The following is a 24,943-nucleotide window of genomic DNA, read 5'->3' as shown; positions in this document are numbered from 1 at the left end:
TCAACATGTTTTATAGACTATAGAAATCGTTTTTTTGAAATTAAGTTACAGCTGTTTTATTTTTGAGTATATAAGCGTCAGCAGAACATGCGGCAAGGCTGTATTATAAGGGGAACGGCTTATATTGCTAATTTGAATGGCACGTCTTATAATATGAGTAACTAACAAGTGAGTGTGTAATACGTTTGTTGGGAGGTAGTTATATGAAAGTTTCAAAGCGAACAAAAACATGGCTGGTAGCAGCCGTTTGTACATTCTGTTTAGGTTACGGTCAAAGTCAGGCGACCATAACCGACACGGTAAATTATTTGCCCCCTACAGTAGTACTCAGTGATGAAGTAACCTATGCAGCTAACGGTCAATTGTGGCCAACCTTGAAGCATGACGGCGTTGCCATGGCTGATAGTGCTGTAAAAGGGGATGATGCTAATGGTCTTAAAGAGATAAATCGCGCCATTGCCATTGTGCAAACCAAGGAAGGCTATGGTCTCTTGGACTCAAAAGGTGAATATGTTGTTCAACCGGCCTATAAAACGGTAAACAGTGCTAACCGTGGCCATGAATTGGTGTTCAGTAATCCAAAAGATAAAACGGCCGTAGGGGTTAAATTGGATGCACCTATGATTAAGCGCCAGGGCTATGCCTCCGATTTGTATTTTCCGTTCAAGGATGAAAGTACTAAACGGTATGGTTTTAAAAATGTAGGCGATCAAATTGTAATCGCACCGAAATATAAAGATGTAGTAGCTTCGTTCAGCGAAGACCGAGCTTTTGTTAAAACGGAAAAAGGTCAGATTGTAGGCATTGACGGCACGGGCAGTGAACTCTTTACGGTGGCGGCCGATTATGTATCGCCGTATAATGATGGATTAGCACAAATAGAACGGCGAGCATCGGGCTTTAATTTATTTGGCGGCTTTGGCGGCCTTGCCATTGGCGGTATTTTCGGCGGCGGTGACAGCGGTCTCGGTATCGGCATCGGCGTCGGTCATGGTCACGGCGGTTATTTGGGCTGGGGCGATTATGACGACGGCTTTTTCGGCTTCGGTGGTGTTGAAGTGGCGCGGGATAAGGTAAAGCGCGGTTATATCGATCGTGATGGCCGTATCGTGGTAGACAGCAAGCTTGACTATGTGTATCCGATGATGCCATTTGGGACTATTATCGAAAACGACAATCAGTTGGCTGTTGTCGATAAAAAAGGTAACTTCCTAATTCCGTTTGGTGATTATACCTTTGAAGGCATAAATCTTTCCGATTCGTATATTGCACTTAAGAATAAGCATACGGAAAAACGAGGCGTACTGAACTATTTGACGAACAAGAATGTATTGCCGTTTATTTACGACGGTATTGATTTTATGAATGACAGCTATATCGTGGCCACGACGGCAGATAACAAGCGGGTGTATAAAATGGAGCCGGCTCGTACAGAAATATTTAGTTTATCCAAGGGTGCTAAACATACCTATTACGGTGCCGAAGGATACGCTTGGGTTACGGGCGATTCACTCTTAGGTGATGGTTTTACAGGGTATAAAATCATCGATAAAACAGGTCAGGTCGTATATGAAGCTAAGGATATCAAAATTCAGAAAGTTTCTAATTTTATCGGCGATTATACAGCCGTAAAAGTAGGCGGTAAATGGGGGATTATGACGATTAACGGTCAGTGGCTCGTTGAACCGACTTACAAAGATATTCAATTTATTGTGCCTACGGGCGAAGCCGTGATGATATTCCGATAAGTTTTGTCCTATAACCCTAAGTTTTGAATCGGTTTATCGATAGTCCATATAACTAAAAAAGGGGCTGTAACGAAATTGAGTTTTTTAACTCACATTTCAGTTACAGCTCCCTTTTCAATTAAAACAAGGATATTTCCAAAATCAACAATTCTGAAAATATCCTTGTTTTTTTGTTTTTTAGCGCACTTAAATAAGCCTTTAGCTTTTGGCTTTTAATTACGCAGTAGAATTAGTTTCGAACAACCGTTGACCTAATCGCTTCTTCTGTATTCGGTTATGCAGCTTCAGTAAATTGTATCCAAAAGCTAATAGTAATAAATCTTTTTCTACGTTAACTTTGCCTCGGTGCCTGAACCTGGTGTATTCAAAATCTTCTTTTGTTATGCCAAAAGCACCTTCCACCTGAATAGAACGGTTTACTCGAAGTTGTAAGCCATAGTCACTATCAAATACAGCCTTGTTTTTGGCTAATAATTCGCGGTAATCAGTAGCAATATATATCGTCTTATTCCCCTTAGGAAGTTTTCCGAACTTAAGTTTTTGGCATTCCTTACGTAAGCCACAATAATTGCAGTTTTCACACCGGTATACTCGGTTTTGCTTAATGAAACCGGTCTTACTTTTGTTTCTGCGTATGTATTGGAATCGTAATGTACGGCCTTTGGCACAAGTAAATGTATCGGTCGCCTCATCATATACCATGTTATCCGCTCGACCAATATCTTTCTTATACTTTTTCGTTTTACTCAATTCATATGTACTTGGTTTAATACAAGTTTTGTAATCATGAGCCCATAACCATGCCAGATTTTCGTTGCTGTCATAACCGGCATCAGCTACCACATATTGAAAGTGTTGTTTGTATTGTCCTTCTAATTGTTGCATAAATGGAATTAAGGTGTTCGTATCTGTAGGATTTGGAAATACGCCAACGCCCATAATATATTCACTATGAACAGCTAGTTGAACATTGTAGGCCGGTTTTAATTGGCCGTTTAACATATGATCTTCTTTTAGTCGCATAAACGTAGCATCATGATCAGTTTTAGAGTAACTGTTGCGAAAGCCTAGAATAGCTAACTTTTCATCATATTCATTTCGCTTGTCACGCAAGGCTAAACAGGATTCAAAAGCTCTTTGCAATGGATGTTTTCGTTTACCGGTACCGTGTACAAACTCAATTTGCTTTTCGCGTATGGATTGCTCCAGCAAAACCAATAGTTCATCTTCAGTCATATCTGAGACGTCTATGTCCAAAAGATTTTGTATTTCATATTGAAGAACTAACAATTTATCCGGTAACTTAGCATAGTGCTTAAGAATTGCCTTTTTCCACACAAAGGTGTATTTATTTGCATAGGCTTCCCATTTAGTTCCGTCGATGAATACTTCAGAAAAATCTAAGCTGTCAAATTCACTTAATGCTTGAATAAATTGAGATAACAAATCTCTAAGTACATCAACAGTTAAGCGTTGAAAGAATCGATGAAATACCATATGAGACGGAGTCGGATAGCCCTGTAAGAGCCACATGTAATGGATATTTTTAGTGCATTGCTCAGCAATTTTGCGAACAGATACAATGCCTTCGGTCATAGCTAACACATAGACTTTAAACAAAAGATGGGGAGGTACTAAAGATTTTCTTCCTTTTGAAGAATATAAATGCTGCAACCTTGTATAGTCCAGTTCCTCCAATACAGCATCCAGTAATCTCACCGGTTCTTTTGGTCCGATCTGAAAGCCATAATCCAATGATAAAACTACTTGGCGAAAGCCAGAAAGTTTAGTATAATTGCCTTGTTGGATATGGTTTCTGTTCATAAATTAATTATACCAACAAAGAAGGCCCTTCGGGGCCTTTTTTCTTATACAAATATAGCAAGAATGCGGCTTGAAGACACTTTCGTATCTTCAAACCGCATTCTTGTTTTTAGGGGTGTATTTCGTTACAGCCCCTTTTGTGTTTTTATGAAAATGTTATAAGATATGCAGGCTTATAGGACAAAAAGTGTGTGTGGCTTTTTTAGTTAATCCCAATAAATTGGAAATTCCGTGGACATATGAAACTCATTCCAGACGATGGCATCGCCCCATTGCGGTAAGATATTATCAGGACGGTTATTCCGCATTATCCTACGGTAAGTAGCAGCAATGGTTTTATCTGTAGGCATACATTTTAATATTTCAGCAACAGGAAGCGGTCTAGGTGAGTGCTCGTAACACCACTAATAGATCGCTTTTAATCGTCTTTCTAAGGATAACCCTCTGTGATCTCGTAACATCCCCCTAAGTTGCGCATTAACGCCTCCTTCCAGTCGATTGTTCGTTGTAGGTACGGTAATATCTACAAACGTCAGGTAGGTAAATAGAGTCTCATCTCTAATTAATCGTAAAAGTCCTGCCTCAGCTTTTAAGAGGCGTTCATGAGTTGCCCTTTGATTCCCATTTTCGTCGACTGTCATTTCACGTAAGAAGTCATCAAACTCTTCTCTCCAAGCTAATAAGCCATCAATCCAAGTATAGGCATCATCTATCGATTGAATCTTAAATAAACGCTTTGTCAGTTCATATAAGGCCTTGCCGGCTATTGTTTTTGGCGCAGAGGTTGTATACCTTCTTACTTGCGCAAAAACATGAAATAAGCAGCGTTGATGGTTACTTGTCGGCCACCTCTTTGCTAAGGCCTTAGCAAATCCAGATCCGCCGTCTGAGATAACAACACGCGGAGGAGCAATACGGTCCATTAATGCCTGCCAAGCTCTAGAGTTCTCATATCTACAAACATACCAGCCTAATACATGGTCCTTACTACAACAAATAAGTACACAGAGCTTACGCGTTAGGTATATGCCGTCAAAGTAAAGCACATCATATACTTCCTCAATCTTTGGTGGGAGGCACCATATGGACCCAAATTTAGACGTTTTACGTCTAAATGTACGCCCTCTTCCAGGCATATGCTGCTGCAATTGTTTACTAAATAACCATTTCAAAAACAGCTTTAGATCATTACTATCAGTGTTAATTTTGTTAGTGAAAGCGACTTTACAGTGCTTACAAAACCATCGCTGAGAACCGGATTTCAATATACCGTGTTTTATACATTTTCGACCACAATCAGGGCAAACTACTTGTTTAATATTAATCATCCTCCTATTTATGTTTTTATTTAGGAAGATATAATACCATTTTAGTCAGTAGTTATGTGGGTTCACGTATGTTTTTACAAACACTTTTTGTCCACCCTTTATCTTTGTCAAAAAAAGATAAAAGTGCTACAAATCCAGTATTTATCTAAGTTTGCAGCACTTTCTACACACACTTTTTGTCCTATAACTCGATATGCATCCGTTGTGCTTCATCGAATTCATCGGTAATTTCTTTAGAAGGTGGATTATCCAAAAGGCTTACCACATAAATGGCGATGAGGGAGAACAAGAAGCCCGGCACGATTTCATAGATACCGAACCACTCGAACTGTTTCCAAATAAGTACAGTCAAGCCACCAACCACGATGCCGGCGACACAACCTTTTAAGGTCATGCGACGCCAGAAGAGGGAGAGCAAAATGGCAGGGCCGAAAGCGGCACCGAAGCCGGCCCACGCATAGGCGACCATGGTTAAAATGTAGCTGTTCGGATCGAGGGCAAGCCACAAGGCAATGGCGGAAATAACAAGTACCGTAATACGGCTGATAAGTACTAATTCCTGATCGCTGGTGCGGTGACCGACGATGTTTTTATACAAGTCCTGTGAAACGGAAGAGGCCGTTACCAATAACTGCCCGGAAGCAGTACTCATGATGGCTGCCAGTACGGCGGACCATACGAGACCGGCCACAAATGGCGGGAAGAGTTCTTCGTTCATTACGAGGAATACTTTTTCCACATCAGCGCCGGCAAGTGGTGTGCTGAGGAATACTTTACTTACAAGACCAACCATTACAGCTGCAATGAGGGAAATAACAACCCATACCATGGCAATATTGGTGGCTTTTTTCAGTTCACGGGCATCGGAGATGGCCATGAAACGAACCAAGATGTGCGGTTGACCAAAATAGCCAAGCCCCCAAGCGACAGATGAGATGATACCGATGACTAAGGTATAGGTGTCGGCTTCAGGCCCCAAAATGGAAAGACCTTGCGGAAATTCTGTAGCGATTAAATGAGCTGTATTAATCGGACCGTTTAACGTGAAGGCTGCGGCGATTGGAATGAGTAAGATGGCAAAGAACATCATGGTGCCCTGAATAAAATCGGTCCAACTTACGGCTAAGAACCCGCCGAGGAAGGTATAGAAGATTACTACGCCCGCCGTAATGAGGAGGGATACGGTATAATCAAGTCCGAAAATCGTCGTAAAGAGTTTGCCCCCCGCAACGAAGCCTGATGAGGTGTAAATCAGGAAGAATATAATGATGAAAATAGCGGACACGATAGGTAAGATTTTAGTCGTATCGCGGAAGCGGTTTTTTAAGTAATCCGGAATGGTTAAACTGTTATTGGCTACTTCCGTATGGTTGCGCAGGCGCTTCGATACGAAGGCCCAGTTCAGCCAGGTACCGCCGGCAAGGCCGATGGCAATCCAGATGGCGGAAATCCCGGTGCTGTAGGCAAAACCGGGTAAGCCCATGAGCATCCAACCGCTCATATCGGAAGCCTCCGCACTCATGGAAGTTATCCAAGGGCCCAGCTTTCGGCCGCCCAGAATATAATCACTCAGATTACGTGACTTGCGATAATAATAAATGCCAATGTACATCATAACACCTAGATAGATGGCAAAGGCGAGAATAATGGAGAATTGATCGTGCATACTTGGATGCACCCCCCTTTCATAATAAATATATTCTTATATTTTAGCATAAAAATACAGTTTCTACTATATTAAATAATTGAGTGGTAGGTGTGTTTTTTGTCAAAAAATGTTAAAATAATATGATGTGATAATTCCCGAAAGAAAGGATGTGAACGGACATGGCACATAAAGCAGCGGAGGCAGCATTAGCCCATTATTTCGGCTATATGTCGTTTCGACCGGCTCAAGAAGTGCCGGTAGCTTCGCTACTGGCCAATAAAGATGTGCTCGCCATCATGCCTACCGGTGCGGGGAAGTCGATTTGTTTTCAGATTCCCGCCATATTAAAACGAGGCTTGACCATTGTTTTTTCACCGTTAATATCCTTGATGCAAGACCAGGTAGACGGCTTGCGCATGCAAAAAATTCCCGCAGCTTATTTGAACAGTACCCAAGATAAGGATGAGTCCGTTAACGTTATGCGGGCCTTGCGCGCGGGCCGGGTTAAAATATTATACTTGGCGCCGGAACGATTGGCTTCGGAATGGTTTATTAACTTTCTCAAGGGACTGCCCATTGATCAGGTCATTATCGATGAAGCCCACTGTGTATCGCAATGGGGGCATGACTTCAGACCTTCTTATCAGCTCATAGCACCGTTCATTGAACAACTGCCGCGGCGGCCGGTAATCGGGGCCTTTACAGCCAGTGCCACGCGCGAAGTAGAAGCGGATATGAAGCGACTCTTGGGTCTAACGAATGCCACGGTGCATGTGACCGGTTTTGACCGACCGAATCTATCCTTTGAAGTAGTGCAACCGCAGAATAAATTGCAATATGTGCTGCAGTTTGTGGCGGACCATGATGCGGCAAACGGTATCATTTACTGCGCCACCCGTAAAGATGTAGAAACGGTGTACGGTGAATTGGCTAAACGAGGTGTGGAAGTCGGTTATTACCATGCAGGCCTCAGTGATGAAATCCGTAAGATGCAGCAGGAACGCTATGCTTACGATAAGGTGCGCGTCATGGTGGCTACCAGTGCGTTCGGCATGGGGATTGATAAGAGTAATGTGCGTTATGTACTGCATTACCAGATGCCCCGCAACATGGAAAGTTACTACCAGGAAGCGGGGCGTGCGGGCCGTGATGGGGCACCGTCAAAATGTGTGCTCCTCTATAGCGGCCGCGATGTGATGATACACAAGTATTTAATTAATGAATCGGTGCACGAACCGGAGCGGCGCCGCATTGAAATGAGCAAATTGCAGCAGATGATTAACTATTGTTTTACGACGGATTGTTTGCGTAAGTATATGCTTAACTACTTTGGTGAAACGGTGAACTGGACGCGCTGCGACAATTGCGGCTCTTGCTTACACAAAGGCGCGCTGCGCGATTTGACAAAGGAAGCAAAAGCGATTTTTAAAGCCGTCATCGATACGGAAGAGCGGTATGGAGCCGCTATGATTACGGACATTGTAGCCGGTAATCGGACGGATCGCATTGTTCGTTACGGCTATGACAGACTGCCCGTGTTCGGCCGCTTGGAAGATATGGATGACCGTGAAATAAAAGGCCTTATCCGTCAATTTACGTCGCTTGGCTATCTCGATTGTGCCACCGGGAAATATCCGATTTTAAGCATTACGCCGGCCGGCGAAGCAGTGCTTGACGGCAGTGCCAAGGTGACCGAAGTACGCCGTCAGCTAGTAAAAGTACGGCCTGACGGCACCGGCAACAGCATGACCATGAAACGGCGGGCCTCGAATAAGCCTAATTTATTTGAAGCCTTACGCCAGCATCGCAAGACGCTGAGCGAACAGCTGAAAGTGCCGCCGTATTTGATTTTTCCCGACACGGTACTCATCGACATGGCGTCCATGAGACCGCAAACATTGGCGGATTTATATAAGATTAAAGGCATCGGCGAGGCGAAACTACAACGCTTCGGGCTGTCCTTTTTAAAAGTAATCAGTACATTCAGTGATTAAAGGAGACTATCATGAGTTCAGCAGATACTCAATACTTAGCGATTGTGGAACGCATTTTGAAGGATGGTTATTATGCCAATAACCGTACCGGCGTTCCTACGTATAAATTGCCGCACCAAATGATGCAATTCGATTTGAGCAAAGAATTCCCTATTTTGACGACTAAATTTGTGGCGTTCAAAACAGCTGTGAAAGAACTCTTGTGGATTTGGCAGAAGCAGAGCAATGATGTGAAAGAACTGCAAGCTATGGGCGTTCACGTATGGGATGAATGGATGCGTGAAGATGGCACTATCGGCAAAGCGTACGGCTATCAGTTGGCCAAATACAAGCAGGTGGATAATTTGCTCCGCATGATTAAGGAAGATCCGCAGAGCCGCCGCATGATTGTAACTTTGTGGAACATTGAAGATTTACCGGATATGGCGTTGCAACCTTGTGCTTATGAAACTTTGTGGGATGTGGAAGGTGACCATTTGAACTGTATGCTCGTACAGCGTAGCGGCGACATGGGCCTCGGCGTGCCGTTTAATATGACCCAATATGCCACCCTCGTCTACATGATTGCTCACGTAAGCGGTTTGAAACCGGGGCAATTTACCCATATTATCAACAACGCTCACATTTATGAAAATCATGTGGAAGCATTGAAGACACAACTCGCTCGCTTAGACGAAGCTAAACCGGCACCGTCTTTATGGATTAATGATAAGGTACAAAACTTTTATGACTTCACGGCTGATGATGTGAAGCTGGAAGGGTATGAGCATTTAGGAAAATTGCCGATGGAGGTGGCCGTATAATGTTAGCGATGATCGTGGCACGGGCGAAGCATAATGTGATTGGCAAAGACAATCAGCTTATTTGGCATTTGCCGAAAGATTTGCAGTATTTTAAAAAACTGACTACCGGTCATGTTATCATCATGGGCCGTAAGACCTTGGAATCGTTGCCGTTTTTACTCCCCAATCGTGAACATTGGGTAGTGACGCGTCAAACTGACTATGTACCGCCTTATGAAGGGGTGCGCGTATTTACATCACCGGAAGCGGCCGCGGCGGAAGCGGCTAAGCTCGATGTAGCCTATTGCATCGGCGGGGCGCAAATGTATGAATCCTTTATGCCTTATGCTGATGTTCTCTATGTTACGGAAATCGAGCATGAGTTTGAAGGGGATGCATATTTTCCGACTATTGATTTGAATGCCTTTGAAGTGGTAGAATCAATTCCCGGTGAAGTGGACGAGAAAAATCCATGGCCATTTAGTTTTGTAACGTATCGTCGAAAGGAGTAGTTCATGTTGGAAAAAATGTCCCAATATATTGCGGCCGAATTAGGAGTTAATCCTTGGCAGGTAAAGGTGGCCGTTGAATTATTGGATGAAGGGAACACGGTTCCTTTTATCGCCCGTTATCGTAAGGAAAAAACGGGGGAATTAAAAGATGAGCAACTTCGTGAAATCGAAGAACGCATTAAATATTTGCGCAATTTGGAACAGCGCCGTGAAGAAATTGTCCGTTCCATTACGGAGCAGGAAAAAATGACGCCTGAATTGGCCACGGCTATCGAAGGGGCTATGAAGCTCCAGGAATTGGAAGATTTATATTTGCCCTATCGCCCTAAGAAGCGTACCCGTGCCTCCATTGCTCGTGAACGTGGGTTAGAGTCGTTGGCACAATTAATGCTGGCTGATACTACCGAGGATACGACGAGCACGATTGAAAGCTTAACGGCTCCGTTCATAACGGAAGAAGTGCCTGACAGCGAGGCAGCCTTGCAAGGCGCTATGGACATTGTGGCGGAAGACGTAAGTGACCGTGCCGATTTTCGTGCGTATTTGCGTGATGCCATCTGGCGCCAAGGCAAAGTTAAAACCGTCATGGTAGGGGATGAAGAAACAGCGGAAACCGACGAAGTGCGTCAAGTGTTCTTGAAATATGCCGACTATGAAGAGCCGATTCATCAGTTGCCATCCCATCGTATTTTGGCTATTAATCGCGGTGAAAAATTAGGCGCTCTTAAAGTAACTTTGACCGCACCTGATGAAAAATATATCGAATACATGGTAAAGGCTATGCCGGAAACGGGCGTAGCGGCTTTAAAAGAATATAAAGCCATAGCGGTGGCCGATGCGTATAAACGCCTTATCTTCCCGGCCATGGAGCGCGAAATTCGCAAGACGTTGACGGAAAATGCCGATGAACAGGCTATTAAGGTATTCGGGACCAACCTTCGCAATCTCTTATTACAGCCACCGTTGGCGGGCCATGTAATTATGGGCCTCGATCCGGGCTATCGCATGGGTTGTAAAATGGCTGTTATTGATGCGCAAGGGAATGTGCTCGACCAAGGCATTTATCATTTGACATCCGGTGAGCGCGGTAAGGAAGCGGCTAAGAAAGATATGGCGGCCTGCATTCGTAAATGGAAAGTTACTTTGTTATCCATCGGTAACGGTACGGCTTCTTATGAAACAGAACAATTTGTTTCCCAATTGATTGAAGAAGAACAATTGGACTGCCACTATATCATTACCAATGAAGCGGGGGCTTCCGTTTATTCTGCTTCTAAATTGGCAATCGAAGAATTACCGGATCTTGATGTATCCATTCGTGGCGCCGTGTCCATTGCTCGTCGTGTACAGGATCCGTTGGCAGAATCTGTTAAAATCGACCCGAAATCCATCGGGGTCGGTCAGTACCAGCATGATGTTAATCAGAAGCAATTGAGTGAAACTTTGGACCAAGTGGTGGAAACGGTAGTAAACCATGTGGGGGTTGAACTCAATACGGCATCGCCGGCCATTTTGGAACATGTGGCAGGGATTTCCGGCGCCGTAGCTAACAACATCGTAACTTATCGTAAAGATAACGGTGTTTTTCACAATCGCAAAGAATTGTTAAAAGTTAAACGCTTGGGACCGGCGGCCTTTACGCAATGTGCCGGGTTCTTACGCATTAAGGACAGCGACAATCCGCTCGATAATACGCCGGTTCATCCGGAATCCTATGAGTTGGCGGAAACAATCATTAAGAATTTGGGTTACAACTTAGCGGACTTAAACGATAAAGTGAAACTGGCTGATTTCCATACGAAGCTGGCCTTGGTTGATGCGGAAACAGTTGCCAAAGAATTGGATGCCGGCGTGCCGACGGTGCGCGACATTTTGGACGCTTTGGCAAAACCGGGCCGCGACCCACGTGAAGATTTGCCGGCGCCAATGACGCGTAAACACATCATGAGCTTGGAAGATGTAAAGGTGGGAACCGTTGTAAAGGGGACGGTGCACAATGTGGTAGATTTCGGCGCCTTCGTTGACTTCGGTTTAAAAGTTAACGGTCTCTTGCATCGCAGCGAATTCTGTCGCCGTGACCAACATCCGTCCGATGTCTTGGCTGTAGGCGATATCATTGAAGCGGAAATTATTTCCGTTGAGCCGAAACGCAATCGTATTGGTCTCTCTATGAAGGGGTTACGTGATAAAGAAAAAGCCGCGGCTGCCGTAGCGGCCGGTGATGATTCACAGCAGAATAATCGCAATCGCGATAATCGTGGTAATCGCCGCGATAATCAAGGCGGTGAAAATCGCAATCGCAATAATCGTCGTGACGGACGCAATCAGGATCGTAATGCGGCTAATAACCGTGATGGTCGTCAAGGAGAGCGCCATAACCGCCGTAATGATGACCGGCGCAATCGCAACGATAATCGAGGCGGGCGCAACAACCAAAATCGTCAAAAACGCCATGAACCGGCGCCGTTTGAAAATAACAATATAACAATCGTATATAGTAAGAAAAAATAGGATAGTTTTTCATAAAGATAACCAAATTGGAAAAAATAGGGATTCTGATTTGGTTATCTTCTTTTGTTTGTGATATAATATTAGAATGCGCCGACGAAAATTAGACGAAAATAAGATTGATTTACATAAGGAGGACTCATATAGTTCATGCTTGAAAAATTTGAAGAATTACAGATTAGCGAGCCCATTTTACGGGCTTTAAATGATATGGGGTTTGAAGAACCTACACCGATTCAGAAGGAAGCAATTCCTGTGGCAATGAGCGGCTTAGACATGATTGGCCAGGCTCAGACCGGTACCGGTAAAACTGCCGCTTTCGGTATTCCTGCATTGGAACAGGTTGATGAAAATCTTCGTGCCGTACAGGTTTTAATTTTATCGCCAACCCGTGAATTGGCTATTCAAGTAGCGGAAGAACTCAACAAAATGGCACAGCACACTCATATCCAGGCCTTGCCTATCTACGGCGGTCAGGATATTCAGCGCCAATTCCGCAGCTTGCGCAAAAATCCTCAAATTATCGTCGCAACCCCGGGTCGTTTAATGGATCACATGGAACGTGGATCCATCAATTTTGATAACGTAAAAGTAATTGTCCTCGATGAAGCGGATGAAATGCTTAACATGGGTTTCATCGATGACATCAATAAAATTTTGGCAGCCGTGCCGGAACAACGTCAGACATTATTGTTCTCCGCCACCATGCCGCCGGCCATCCAGACTTTGGCTGAAAACTATTTAAAAGAACCGCGCCTCATTCGCATGAAACCGACGCAGGTTACTATGGACTTAATCGAACAGTACTACATCGAAGTACAGGATCGTCAGAAGTTCGATTTACTTTGTCGCTTACTCGACATGCAGGCACCTGACCTTGCCATCGTATTCGGTCGTACGAAACGCCGTGTTGACGAAGTAACGGAAGGTTTGAAAAAACGCGGTTACATGGCTGAAGGTATTCATGGTGATTTATCCCAGCAGAAACGTGACAGCGTAATTCGTCAGTTCCGTGAAGGGACTATCGATATCTTGGTAGCTACCGACGTAGCTGCTCGTGGTCTCGATATCAGCGGTGTAACTCATGTATATAACTATGACTTACCGCAAGACCCTGAAAGCTATGTTCACCGTGTAGGCCGTACCGGTCGTGCCGGTAAAGCAGGGATGGCGAACACGTTCGTTATTCCTCGTGAAATGGAACATTTACACGCTATTGAACGTTTGACTAAACGTAAAATTGCTCGTCGTAAAGCCCCGTCTTTAGGCGAAGTATTGGAAGGTCAACAGAAATTAGCCGTTCAGAGCTTAATCAATATGGCTGATGATACGGAAAACCTTAAAGAATATCGTGCCAGTGCGGAAGAATTATTGAATGATTTGGATTCCGTAACGTTGGTAGCGGCCGCTATTAAGTTATTGACTAAAGAACCGGATACGACACCGGTAAATATCACCGAAGAAGCACCTTTACGGGTTCGTAAAAAACGCTCTTTCGGTAAAGACGGCCGTCGTCGTGATGGTCAACGCAGCTCTCGCAGTTCCGACCGTCGCGGTGATCGCCGCAATGGTGAACGCAGTTTCCGTGACCGCAGTGGTCGTGATGATTCCCGTCGTGCCGGCGGCAATCGTTCCAAACGCCGCAATCCGGAAGGCCAAGACCGTCGCGGTGGTCAGGAAGCACATAAGAGCGGTGCCTTTAAACCGTACTTCAAAGACTAATCCTACCATATATAATTAGATTTGATGAGCGGTTATCTTGCCAAAGTATACTAAATTTGCTATAATTACTTAACCAATAATTGTTATTGGTTAGAATTGATATTCTAGTTAAAGCAACTTAGCTACAGGCAACGTGCAGAGTTGCACGAAACACTTTTAAATCCGAGTGGAGAGAGGATTGATTGCTATGGATATTGCACAAAAACTGCGTTCCGAAGGTTACAAAGTAACCCCTCAACGTATTGCGATTTACCAAGTGCTTTATGGTCAAAATGAGCATCCAACGGCGGAAATGATTTATCAGAGTTTACGCCAAGATCATCCTACCATGAGTTTAGCAACCGTATATAAGACGATGGAAATTTTTGAAAAAATCGGTCTTGTAAAAGTTCTTGATATTGGTGATGATTCCAGCCGCTATGACTGGGATACTCATAACCACCCTCATATGCGTTGCAGCGTATGTAATCGCGTTGATGATTTGCACGATATGAATATGGAAGATACCTTAGCTGAAGTCGAAGCATTGAGTCACTACAAAGTGACCGGCCAGCAAATTACGTTTGAAGGTATTTGCCCTGACTGTTTGCGTAAAGGAACCCATTAAACAAAAAGAGCCGCAAGGCTCTTTTTTTGTTGTTAAAATATAGGATGGCTGTCAATGTTTGGCTGTGAACTTAGGATTTAGGCAAGTAATCAGTAATTTGTTATATAATAAAAGTATCGGTGTTAAATTATATACTGTATACTCGCGGCGGAATTTTAGGCCGTTGTACTATAAATTGTAAAATTGTAATTTTAATTATTAAATAGATTTAAAATAAAGGAGCGTTCAATGTTAACTATCGGATGTCATTTATCGATCAGCAAAGGCTATTTACATATGGGTAAAGAGGCTTTAAGCCTTGGGGCCAATACATTTCAGTACTTTACACGCAATCCGCGCGGCGGCAAGGCCCGCACGTTTGACGAAGCGGATATGAAAGCATTGGAAGCTTTTATGGCGGAGCATAACTTCGGCAAAATTTTAGGTCATGCACCGTATACGTTAAATGCTTGTGCTGCGGATCCGTCCCTGCGTCAGTTTGCTAAAAACATGATGCGCGAAGATTTAGAGCGTTTGGAATTTTTGCCGAATCAATTATATAATTTTCATCCCGGCAGCCATGTCAAACAAGGTGTTGATCAGGGCATTGAATATATTGTGGAAGCCCTCAATGAAGTCATGTTTGAAGGCATGCACACTACCGTATTGTTAGAAACTATGGCCGGCAAAGGGACTGAAGTGGGGCGCACCTTTGAAGAAATTGCCCGAATCATTGATGGCGTGAAGTTGAAAGATTATATCGGTGTCTGCATGGATACCTGCCATATTCACGAAGGGGATTATGATATTATCGGCGACTTGGATGGTGTTATGGAATCTTTTGACAAAATCGTCGGTCTCGACCGTTTACATGCCATTCATTTGAATGATTCTAAAAATCCGCGGGGTGCCCATAAAGACCGTCATGAAAAAATCGGTGAAGGTCATATCGGTTTGGAGGCGATTACGAAGGTAATCAATCATCCGGCACTGCGCAATTTACCGTTCTATTTGGAAACACCGAATGAATTGGATGGTTATGCGAAGGAAATTGCCTTGTTGCGCAGCGTTTATAAAGAAGCGTAAGGTATAAGATGTTTAGTTTTTTCAAAATCTCTATAAAAAGGGAGCCTATAGAGAAATTCAGTGTTTAGCGTGTTTTGAAGAGGGATACTATGCGGATATTACACACCGGTGATTGGCATTTAGGCCGAATTTTTTATGCCCGCCATCTTACGAATGACCAGGCCTATGTACTGGAGCACCAATTTTTCAAGCTGCTGAAAGACGCAAAGATAGATGCCGTTGTTATTGCGGGCGATGTATTTGATCGCGCCGTGCCGCCTGTGGAAGCGGTGGAATTATGGGATATGGTGATTACTAAGTTGGCCTTGGATTATAAAATTCCGACGCTGGTTATCGGCGGTAATCATGACAGTGCGGAGCGCCTCGACATGGGCCGTGATTTGTATTCTAGATCACACGTTCATGTGTGGGGGCGGATGGACCGCAGTTTAGAGCCCCTCTATTTGGAAGACGGGTATGGCGAGATTGCCTTTTGTCCTATGCCATTTACGGAACCGCGCACAGTTTTGACCAATTTATTGGAAACGGTTCCGGCGAAGCAGCGTTTGGATGAGTGGCAAAATCTCGCGGTAGCCTATGGCGAAACCTATGCGGCTTGGGCCGATTATTTGCGTAGCCTCGTGCCGCAAGGAATGCGTACGGTCGGCATGGCTCATACTATGGTGGCCGGCAGTATTACCAGTGAATCAGAACGACCTTTGGTAATTGGCGGTACCGCTAATGTGGGGGTCGACGTATTTGCGCCGTTTAATTATACGGCCTTGGGACATATTCACCGGCCGCAACGCATGGGGACCGATAACATTCGCTATAGCGGGTCCCTATTAAAATATTCCTTTGATGAGGCGAATCATAATAAGTCATTTACCATTGTTGATATGGATGCAAAGGGCCACTGCCAAATTGAACAGGTTGGTATCGAAGCGCAACATGATGTAGCCATTGTTAAAGGCAATTTTAATGATATTTTGCAAGATACGGCACTTCATGAAACTTACAAAGATACGTATTTACAAGTTGAACTGGCGGATACGGAACCGGTTATTGACGGCATGGCACGCTTGCGTGACGTTTTTCCATACGCCATGTCCTTGGAGCTTACGGGCCGTATGCAGGCGGAACTGACTGCCGACAATCGCGTAAATTATAAAGAATTATCAGAGCGTGAATTATTTGAAGATTTTGCTTTGGCCGTTCGTAATGAGCCGTTAAGTGACGAGGAGAAGGAATTTATGAACTCTCTTTGGGAACGTTTGATTAAGGAGGACTGACATGAGACCTTTAACTTTAACGATGACGGCGTTTGGTCCTTACGCGGATACGGTTCACTTGGACTTTGCTGATTTGAAAGAAGAAAGTTTATTCCTTATTACGGGGCCGACAGGAGCCGGTAAAACAAGCATTCTAGATGCCATGGTTTATGCTTTGTTCGGCGAATCCAGTGGCGGTTTGCGCAGCGGCACAAGCATGCGCAGTGATTACGCTTCACCGGAAACATTGACGAAAGTTACCTTTACGTTTTCAGTAGGTGATGGTCAATATAAGATTGAACGGTGTCCGAAACAAAAGGTAAAGAAACGACGCGGTGAAGGCTTTCGCGAGCAGGCTGCCGTAGCGTCATTAGCCGTTTTAGAAGATGGCGAATGGCAGGAATTCAGCAGTCGCGCCAATGATATTAAGGAAAAGGTACATGAGATTCTGGGCTTTAGAGCGGAACAGTTTTTGCAAGTCGTATTACTGCCTCAAGGGGAATTTCGTAAACTCCTGGTAGCCCCTACTTCAGAGCGTGAAACGCTGATGCACAGTCTCTTTCGGACTGAAATATATGCCCGTTTGCAGGACATGCTCAAAGAAGAACATGACAAAGTATATGCATCGGCGCGTGAGGTGGTGGACCGTCAACGGTATTTATTGAGTACAGAGGGCGTAAAGACTGAAACAGATTTGCGTGAAAAATTGAGTAGTGCCGAAGCGGAACAAACTAAAGCGGCCGGCATCCTGGCAGAGGCGCAAGCCAATCAGGTAAAAATTTTGGCTGACTATGAATTAGGGGAAAAGCGCCAAACATTAGGCGCCACCATTAATGAAAAACAAGCGGAGCTCGCTGATTTGATGAAACAAGCAGAATCTGTTAATGGATCACGACAAATCATAGAGCGTTTGGAACAAGTGACGCCGATTTTTCAGAAAGAAACGGAACGGGCAAAACTAGAAGCTAAAAAGCAGCAACTTACCGATGATTTAATAGCTGCGCGGACCGATAAAGAGGCACTCCTGAAAACCGGGGAGACGCTAACTGCTACGAAGGCATCCTTGGCAGAGCGTAAACCTATGAGTGAAACCTATCGTTTGGATATTCACAAGGCCGGCGAGATTAAAGCGCATTTTGATGCTATCACCTTACTTCAGACTGAATTAAAACAGCTTGGGGAAGACGTTGAAAATGCGGAAAAGGCGGTAAAGGCGGCGAATGAACTTTTAAAAACTAAGCTGGAAGAAGCGGATACAACCGGTAAGAGTGTGGAAGAACTTCGGAAGGCTTTAGGTAATCAGAGTCAACTCATGAAGGAACGTGAGGCTGTTTTGACGGCTGTTCAACTGGGTGAAAAAGCAACGCAGTTAATAGAAGAGCGGGCAGCGGCCAAAGTACAAGCGGCTAACACGCGTCATGCCTATGAAGAAGCTAAGCAGCAGGAAGAATTAGCTTTCATGGAGCGAGCGCATCAGGAAAATCTGTGCCGGCAATTTGCGGCAGCGGGATTAGCGGTCGCTTTGAAGACCCATGAAGCCTGTCCGGTTTGCGGATCTACGGACCATCCTCACAAAGCGGTTTTGCCTGATGAATACTCGGAAGAAGCCATGATGAACGCGGAAAAAGCGTATAGTAAAGCGTTACAAGAAACATCCGCCCGGGCGGAACGACAGAGCGCGGCTGCCGAGCAATGGACTCGTGCCGATGAGGCGGTCAAAGAAAGTGAAAGGGCTATAGCAGCCTGGTTGGCTGAACATAGTGATATAGATATAAAATCAACGGTTGCTTGTGAGTTTTTGGCAGAAGCGGACAGTGTTAAAACTATTCTGAATCAGCGTAGTCAAGCCTTAGCCGTAAAAGAGAAGAAAGTCACACAATTGAATGATACCCTTGCAGTTTTAAATAATACTATCGAGACCATTCGCATAGAATTGAAAGAGAAAGAAACAAGCTATCAGGATGCGCGCACGAAGCTCGTAGGCAAGCAGGAAGGTTTGGCTCTTCATCAAGAGGCGGTAAAAGCGATAGATAAGGTTTCTTGGGCGAAAGAATTACAAGCTAAAGAGACGTGGCTCGCCACTTTTGAAAAGGAACAGCTTCAATTTGAAGAAGCGGAGCGGGATTATTTACAGGCCAAGAGCTCAAATGAAACGACTATTATAAATTTAGAAAAACAGCAACGGGAAACGATGCACGAGGTTACGGTTAAAGATCAAGAGATTGAAGCGGAACTTCGCCGGTCGAAATTGAGTGACGCTGATTTGTTGGAGCTTCGGCCGATGGTGGCACGCAAGACGGAATTCGTAACAACTGTCAAGAATTATGATGCGGCAGTGGACCGCGTACAAACTTTGCTGACGGCGGCTTCCAATGATTTGGCGTCGTTGGCAGAACCGTCCATGGTTGTAACGAAAGAAATGAAGGACGAAGCATCAGTCATCTATGAAAATGCTGTGCGTAACGAAACGAAGGCAGCGGAGACGGTTCGTCATCTCGAGGAAGTTTTAGCCGAATACAGTAAATTAGTGGCCGATAATGCGGCGATAACCGAACGATTTACGTTTATTAATAATCTCTATGAGCTTGCTAATGGCGGCAATGCCGGGCAAAAAGGGGTAACCTTTGAACGCTATGTATTGGGGGCTATTTTGGAAGAAGTGGTGGTAGCCGCCAATGTGCGGCTACGTCAGATGAGCCGAGGGCGCTATGAATTGCGACGCGCTCAGGCGGACAGTGTCAGTCGCGGCCATCGTGGCCTTGATCTGTCGGTGCTCGATACCTATACGGGTTATGAACGGCCGGCTAATACCTTGTCCGGCGGTGAAACCTTCCTTGCTTCTTTGTCGCTGGCTATGGGTTTAGCCGATATTATTCAAGCCTATGCCGGTGGGATTCACTTGGATACGATTTTCATTGATGAAGGCTTTGGGACTTTGGATCCGGATACGCTCGATATTGCCATGGAAACCTTGGTGGAATTGCAAAAATCGGGTCGCCTGGTTGGTATTATTTCTCATGTGCCTGAATTGAAGGGGCGCATACCGGCCCATTTGGTTGTGGAAGCTACCAATAAGGGCAGTACGGCTCACTTTTTAGTACCGTAGATATACGGGCGAAGAAAATGGGTAGCCCTATGCGTGTTGAAAGTGATACATCATATAGTAGTTTGTCATATTGTTACTTCATCATATAGCAATATATCGAGATTTATGATACTATTAAATAGCAGTATTAAATATTTTGAGCAGTAAACTTTGAAATAGAAAATTAAATAAGTTCGTATGACTTTTTATGTGATGAGAGGAGATTACAAACATGAAATTTACAATGGTACATAATAATTTTAATGTTCGTGATTTAGATAAAAGCATTAAATTTTACGAAGACGCTTTAGGTTTAAAACCGGGTCGTCGCATTGAGCCGGCTGACGGTTCTTTTAAAATCGTATATTTGGAAGACGGCAGCAGTAATCATCAGTTGGAATTGACATGGTTACGTGATTGGGATCGCCCGTATAATTTAGGTGATAACGAATTCCATTTGGCATTCGTTGTTGATGATTATGAAGGGGCTTTCAAAAAACACAAAGAAATGGGTTGTGTTGTGTATGAAAACCCTAACATGGGCATTTACTTCATTGCCGATCCGGATGGTTATTGGTTGGAAGTAATTCCGGCAACTCGTTAATTAGAAGTAATAGTAGTTATTTCGTTAATTTGCGGTATAATGGTTGAAGCGCTAATTTGTGAATCGTTGAATTCGTACTCTATGATGCGGTTTTTGACGAAAATATATTAGCGCCAACTTATTTTTAAAACGCTGTTGCCTAAGAGCGGCAGCTTGTAGTAGTCACTTTGGTGGCAGTCAGTAAAAAGTGTATTATTGATGGGAGATTTGAATGGAACACATGTTTACCCGCTTAGAATGGCTGGTAGGAAAAGAAAAATTAGAAAATTTGGGTACTAAATCGGTAGCCTTGTTTGGTTGCGGCGGTGTAGGCGGTTTTGCCATGGAAGCATTAGTGCGCACCGGTATCGGTCGTTTAGTTTTGATTGACGGCGATAAAGTTACGGTAAGTAATTTGAACCGTCAGCTTATTGCGACGCAGGAAACTATCGGTCGTCGTAAGGTTGAAGTGGCCAAAGAGCGCGCTTTGTCGATTCGACCTGATATGCAGGTAGATACTTACGATATCGTATATACCAAGGAAGCGTATCCTGATTTTATCAAGGACATTAAGGTAGATTTTGTAATCGATGCGATTGACATGGTAACGGCTAAATTGGCGATTATTGAAAACTGTCAGGAATTAGGTATTCCTTGTATTTCGTCAATGGGCACGGGTAATAAGATGCATCCGGGATTACTTCGCATTTCTGATATCAGCAAAACTCACACCTGTCCTTTGGCCAAAGTTATTCGCCGCGAATTGCGCAAACGCGGAATCAAGAAACAGACCGTAGTTTTTTCCACTGAAAAGCCGATGACGCCGACTCGTGATGACGATTCACGCAGTCCCGGCTCTTGCGGTTTCGTACCATCCGTAGCGGGTCTTATGTTGTCGAGTTATGTACTGCGTACATTGTTGGAGGTAGAATAGCATGAAAAAAGCGATTATCCATATGGAAAAAGGCGATATTACGATTGAATTATTTGCAAAAGAAGCACCGGGTACGGTTGCTAATTTTGAAAAATTAATCAAAGAAGGTTTTTATGACGGCCTTACATTTCATCGTGTAATTCCGGGCTTCGTAGCCCAAGGTGGTTGTCCTAACGGCAACGGTACGGGTGGTCCCGGTTACACCATTAAAGATGAATTAATCGGTAATCCGCACAAACATGAACGCGGTGCCTTGTCCATGGCTCACCGCGGTCCGAATACAGGGGGCAGTCAGTTCTTTATCGTGTATGAACCACAACCTCATTTGGATGGTGTTCACACTGTATTTGGTAAAGTAATTGAAGGTATGGATGTAGTAGATGGCATTCAGCAAGGCGACCGTATGGTTAAGGTTGAAGTTGTAGAAGACTAAGCTTAATCGTAGGTCTATGTATAGAAGGTCACTATTACAATAATTTTATATGTTAAATCAAGTTGATGTAATAGAGGATTGAGTAATATATGGAGAGTTTGACACTCAAACATCCTGAATGGTTGCAGGTGAAAAAAGACGGCCGTTTTTCTTACGGTTATAACCAAGAATGGTATCATGATGATTGGCAGCGTTTATCCGGGTGCGGCCCGACGACGGCTACACAGGTAATCAGCTACGTGCAGTTCCGGGACGGTTTGCTCGATAGTACGACCAGTAATGATGGCGAAGCTGCTTTAAAGCGCATGGAAGAATTGTTTCAATATGTGCGTCCCCGCATCGGTGGCGGTTTGTATAAAACACAGTGGTTTCAGGAAGGTCTGAATGACTATTGTGAAAAGAAAGAATTGCCTTACACCGTGAAGATGATGGGGGTTTACCCCTTTGCTGTATGTCGTCAACCGTTGCAGCAGGTAGTAAACTTTATTAAACAGGGGCTCGGCAGTGATTCGCCGGTTGCTTTTTTGAATCGTCATCGCGGTAATGAAAAAGGCTTGTCCACATGGCATTGGGTTCCTATCGTAAAATTGACGGAAAACAATGATGATGTGCGTTGCGTAGTATACGATGAAGAAATTGAACGCATTTTTTCACTGAAAAGATGGTTACAAGATACCATGTTGGGCGGCGGTTTCGCCTATGCCGTACGTAAGCAACAGTAATTGGCTATAGAAAGCTGCAATTATCAAGGGGTGCTTGTGAATATCAAGTCCGGCTATGATTGCCGAGTATGATTGTGGTTACGAAGGCAGCTTGCAATTATTAAGGGGTGGAGTTTTCAAATTTGTATTCACTGATTTGGTAGGATTAGTGCTTGTTAATCGATTAGGAGGTTACCAATGGCAGATTGGATTACAGAAAATCAGTCCGCTCATTTGAAATTGAGCGCAGAAATCGATAAAGTTTTATATTCCGGACAATCGGAATTTCAGAAAATTGAAGTGGTTCACAGCTTAGAATATGGCACTATGTTGTCCTTGGATGGCGTGTTCCAAGCATCGGAGCGGGAAGAGTTTATCTATCATGAAATGATGTCCCATGTTCCTTTGTTCTTGCATCCGAACCCAAAACATGTTTTGATCATCGGCGGCGGTGACGGTGGTGTAGCCAGAGAATGCGTACGCCATGATTGCGTTGAAACCGTAACCATGATTGAAATTGACGGCAAAGTAGTAGAGCTTGCCAAAGAATATTTGCCGACCATTGCCGATGCCATGATTCGCAAAGATCCAAAACTCACAGTAACTATTGGTGACGGCATTGGTTTTATGGCTGAGGCTGAAAATAAATACGACGTAATCATCGTAGATTGCTCCGACCCAATCGGACCGGGGGAAGGTTTATTTACCGATGAATTCTATGCCAATACGTATAAGGCTTTAAAAGAAGATGGTCTTTTTGTGCAACAAACTGAATCACCTATGATGCATCAGCCGCTGGTTGAAAAAGTATTCGGCTATGTTTCGAATCACTTCCCGATTGCCCGTCTTTATACGGCGTTTATTCCAATCTATCCAACCGGGATGCATTGCTTCACTATGGGTTCGAAGAAATATGACCCATTAACATGGGAAGCTAATCGTGAACAGACGTTTACAACTAAATACTATAATGAGGGGATACAAAAGGCGGCATTTGCATTGCCTAATTTTGTAAAAGATTATTTAATCAAAAAATAACTAGTTAATTAAAAATAATAGTTGACAGTATCCCTCGGAGAATGATACAATATCATTCGTTACGGGGGATACTTTCCTCTGTATGTTCCACAGTGGTGGGTATGGTGAAGCGGTTAACACGGCGGATTGTGGCTCCGTTACGCGTGGGTTCGATCCCCACTACTCACCCCACTTAGGGGCGTCGCCAAGTGGTAAGGCAATGGACTTTGACTCCATTATGCGCTGGTTCGATCCCAGCCGCCCCTGCCATTGCATGACTCATTAGCTCAGTTGGTAGAGCACCTGACTTTTAATCAGGGTGTCCCGCGTTCGAGTCGCGGATGAGTCACCATTTAAAAGCATCGTCATTGCGACGATGCTTTTTCTCTATCTTTAACAGCTTGTTACAACAGCTAATGAAACTATTAACAGTTATCTTGGGGATGCCTGAGTGACGAACACTGTAATTAAACTGTAAAGCCTTATTTTATGCGGCTTTTCGGCTAGTGGTGTAAAAATAGTAAAAAAGTTGTAAAAAAGTGGTTGACATAATCCTCTATCACTGATAGAATGATTAAGTCGTCAGGCGATGAAAGTTAAAAAACCTGACACGCAGATCTTTGAAAACTGAACAATATAAGGTAATCATTTTTAATGAAATGAACATAGCCAGAGTGCGGGTTTCGACAACGTTGAAACCAACCAAATAAATTCTAGTCACTAACTTTGGTTAGAGACAACAACAAAAACGAGCTAGCAAATAGCTCCAAGATATCTTGGAGAGTTTGATCCTGGCTCAGGACGAACGCTGGCGGCGTGCTTAACACATGCAAGTCGAACGGAGAGAGATGGAAGCTTGCTTCTATCGATCTTAGTGGCGAACGGGTGAGTAACGCGTAACCAACCTGCCCTTCAGAGGGGGATAACAACGGGAAACCGTTGCTAATACCGCGTGCGAATGAACTTCGGCATCGAAGCTCATTGAAAGGTGGCCTCTATTTATAAGCTATCGCTGAAGGAGGGGGTTGCGTCTGATTAGCTAGTTGGAGGGGTAACGGCCCACCAAGGCAATGATCAGTAGCCGGTCTGAGAGGATGAACGGCCACATTGGGACTGAGACACGGCCCAAACTCCTACGGGAGGCAGCAGTGGGGAATCTTCCGCAATGGACGAAAGTCTGACGGAGCAACGCCGCGTGAGTG

17 protein-coding genes, 3 tRNA genes, 1 rRNA gene and 1 pseudogene (1 of these 22 running past the window's edge) are annotated in these 24,943 nt (G+C 44.2%); 19 read left to right on the top strand and 3 right to left on the bottom strand.

Going from position 1 to position 24,943, the window contains the following annotated elements:
* The first annotated feature begins 203 nt into the window (after nucleotides 1-203).
* Complete coding sequence (locus CCC71_RS09895) at nucleotides 204-1,748, top strand: WG repeat-containing protein (protein WP_021841323.1); 1,545 nt, start codon at nucleotides 204-206, stop codon at nucleotides 1,746-1,748.
* 216 nt (nucleotides 1,749-1,964) lie between these two features.
* Here CCC71_RS09895 and CCC71_RS09890 read toward each other — a convergent pair whose 3' ends face one another.
* From CCC71_RS09890 to putP, 3 genes and pseudogenes are all read right to left on the bottom strand, one after another.
* On the bottom strand, nucleotides 1,965-3,572 hold the full coding sequence (locus CCC71_RS09890) for an IS1182 family transposase (protein ID WP_296333545.1): 1,608 nt from the start codon (nucleotides 3,570-3,572) through the stop codon (nucleotides 1,965-1,967).
* Between the two features lie 206 nt (nucleotides 3,573-3,778).
* Nucleotides 3,779-4,891, bottom strand: a pseudogene (locus CCC71_RS09885) (IS1249 family transposase).
* A 190-nt stretch (nucleotides 4,892-5,081) separates the two neighbouring features.
* The gene (putP, locus tag CCC71_RS09880; protein ID WP_296333543.1) at nucleotides 5,082-6,566 is read right to left on the bottom strand and encodes a sodium/proline symporter PutP; all 1,485 of its coding nucleotides are present in this window, start codon (nucleotides 6,564-6,566) and stop codon (nucleotides 5,082-5,084) included.
* A 161-nt stretch (nucleotides 6,567-6,727) separates the two neighbouring features.
* Here putP and recQ point away from each other — a divergent pair, with 161 nt between their 5' ends.
* From recQ to CCC71_RS09790, 18 genes are all read left to right on the top strand, one after another.
* Nucleotides 6,728-8,542, top strand: a complete 1,815-nt coding sequence (gene recQ / locus CCC71_RS09875; protein ID WP_296333541.1) for a DNA helicase RecQ — start codon at nucleotides 6,728-6,730, stop codon at nucleotides 8,540-8,542.
* Nucleotides 8,543-8,553: 11 nt separating this feature from the next.
* The gene (locus CCC71_RS09870; RefSeq protein WP_021840752.1) at nucleotides 8,554-9,345 is read left to right on the top strand and encodes a thymidylate synthase; all 792 of its coding nucleotides are present in this window, start codon (nucleotides 8,554-8,556) and stop codon (nucleotides 9,343-9,345) included.
* The gene (locus CCC71_RS09865) at nucleotides 9,345-9,836 is read left to right on the top strand and encodes a dihydrofolate reductase (protein WP_021840753.1); all 492 of its coding nucleotides are present in this window, start codon (nucleotides 9,345-9,347) and stop codon (nucleotides 9,834-9,836) included. The genes CCC71_RS09870 and CCC71_RS09865 overlap by 1 nt, the downstream gene beginning before the upstream one ends.
* A gap of 3 nt (nucleotides 9,837-9,839) precedes the next feature.
* Nucleotides 9,840-12,347 (top strand): Tex family protein, encoded by a 2,508-nt coding sequence (locus CCC71_RS09860; RefSeq protein WP_296333539.1) that lies wholly within the window; start codon nucleotides 9,840-9,842, stop codon nucleotides 12,345-12,347.
* 147 nt (nucleotides 12,348-12,494) lie between these two features.
* Nucleotides 12,495-14,066: a DEAD/DEAH box helicase gene (locus tag CCC71_RS09855; protein ID WP_295827967.1), complete on the top strand. Its 1,572-nt coding sequence runs from the start codon at nucleotides 12,495-12,497 to the stop codon at nucleotides 14,064-14,066.
* Between the two features lie 187 nt (nucleotides 14,067-14,253).
* On the top strand, nucleotides 14,254-14,673 hold the full coding sequence (locus tag CCC71_RS09850; protein ID WP_021840756.1) for a Fur family transcriptional regulator: 420 nt from the start codon (nucleotides 14,254-14,256) through the stop codon (nucleotides 14,671-14,673).
* A 228-nt stretch (nucleotides 14,674-14,901) separates the two neighbouring features.
* Entirely contained in the window at nucleotides 14,902-15,738 is an 837-nt protein-coding gene (locus CCC71_RS09845) for a deoxyribonuclease IV (protein ID WP_021840757.1), read from the top strand.
* 89 nt (nucleotides 15,739-15,827) lie between these two features.
* Complete coding sequence (locus CCC71_RS09840) at nucleotides 15,828-17,009, top strand: exonuclease SbcCD subunit D (protein WP_021840758.1); 1,182 nt, start codon at nucleotides 15,828-15,830, stop codon at nucleotides 17,007-17,009.
* A 1-nt stretch (nucleotide 17,010) separates the two neighbouring features.
* Entirely contained in the window at nucleotides 17,011-20,094 is a 3,084-nt protein-coding gene (locus CCC71_RS09835) for an AAA family ATPase (protein ID WP_156704813.1), read from the top strand.
* 211 nt (nucleotides 20,095-20,305) lie between these two features.
* Nucleotides 20,306-20,677 carry a VOC family protein gene (locus tag CCC71_RS09830; RefSeq protein ID WP_021840760.1) on the top strand — a complete coding sequence of 124 codons (372 nt, stop codon included), beginning with the start codon at nucleotides 20,306-20,308 and terminating at the stop codon, nucleotides 20,675-20,677.
* A 211-nt stretch (nucleotides 20,678-20,888) separates the two neighbouring features.
* Nucleotides 20,889-21,590 (top strand): tRNA threonylcarbamoyladenosine dehydratase, encoded by a 702-nt coding sequence (locus CCC71_RS09825; RefSeq protein ID WP_021840761.1) that lies wholly within the window; start codon nucleotides 20,889-20,891, stop codon nucleotides 21,588-21,590.
* 1 nt (nucleotide 21,591) lies between these two features.
* Nucleotides 21,592-22,023, top strand: coding sequence for a peptidylprolyl isomerase (locus tag CCC71_RS09820; protein WP_021840762.1), 432 nt, complete (start codon nucleotides 21,592-21,594; stop codon nucleotides 22,021-22,023).
* 89 nt (nucleotides 22,024-22,112) lie between these two features.
* The gene (locus CCC71_RS09815; RefSeq protein WP_021840763.1) at nucleotides 22,113-22,745 is read left to right on the top strand and encodes a hypothetical protein; all 633 of its coding nucleotides are present in this window, start codon (nucleotides 22,113-22,115) and stop codon (nucleotides 22,743-22,745) included.
* A 177-nt stretch (nucleotides 22,746-22,922) separates the two neighbouring features.
* On the top strand, nucleotides 22,923-23,762 hold the full coding sequence (gene speE, locus CCC71_RS09810) for a polyamine aminopropyltransferase (RefSeq protein WP_021840764.1): 840 nt from the start codon (nucleotides 22,923-22,925) through the stop codon (nucleotides 23,760-23,762).
* 95 nt (nucleotides 23,763-23,857) lie between these two features.
* A tRNA-His gene (locus CCC71_RS09805) sits at nucleotides 23,858-23,933 on the top strand.
* 3 nt (nucleotides 23,934-23,936) lie between these two features.
* Nucleotides 23,937-24,011 (top strand) — tRNA-Gln (locus tag CCC71_RS09800).
* Between the two features lie 6 nt (nucleotides 24,012-24,017).
* Nucleotides 24,018-24,093, top strand: a tRNA-Lys gene (locus tag CCC71_RS09795).
* Nucleotides 24,094-24,514: 421 nt separating this feature from the next.
* Nucleotides 24,515-24,943, top strand: a 16S ribosomal RNA gene (locus CCC71_RS09790) (it continues 1,134 nt past the right edge of the window).

The organism is Veillonella sp. LMAG:90 (assembly GCF_008679445.1).
Taxonomy (GTDB): domain Bacteria; phylum Bacillota; class Negativicutes; order Veillonellales; family Veillonellaceae; genus Veillonella_A.
Note: the sequence above shows the minus strand (reverse complement) of the source record. Positions and strands in the feature narration are given on the sequence as shown.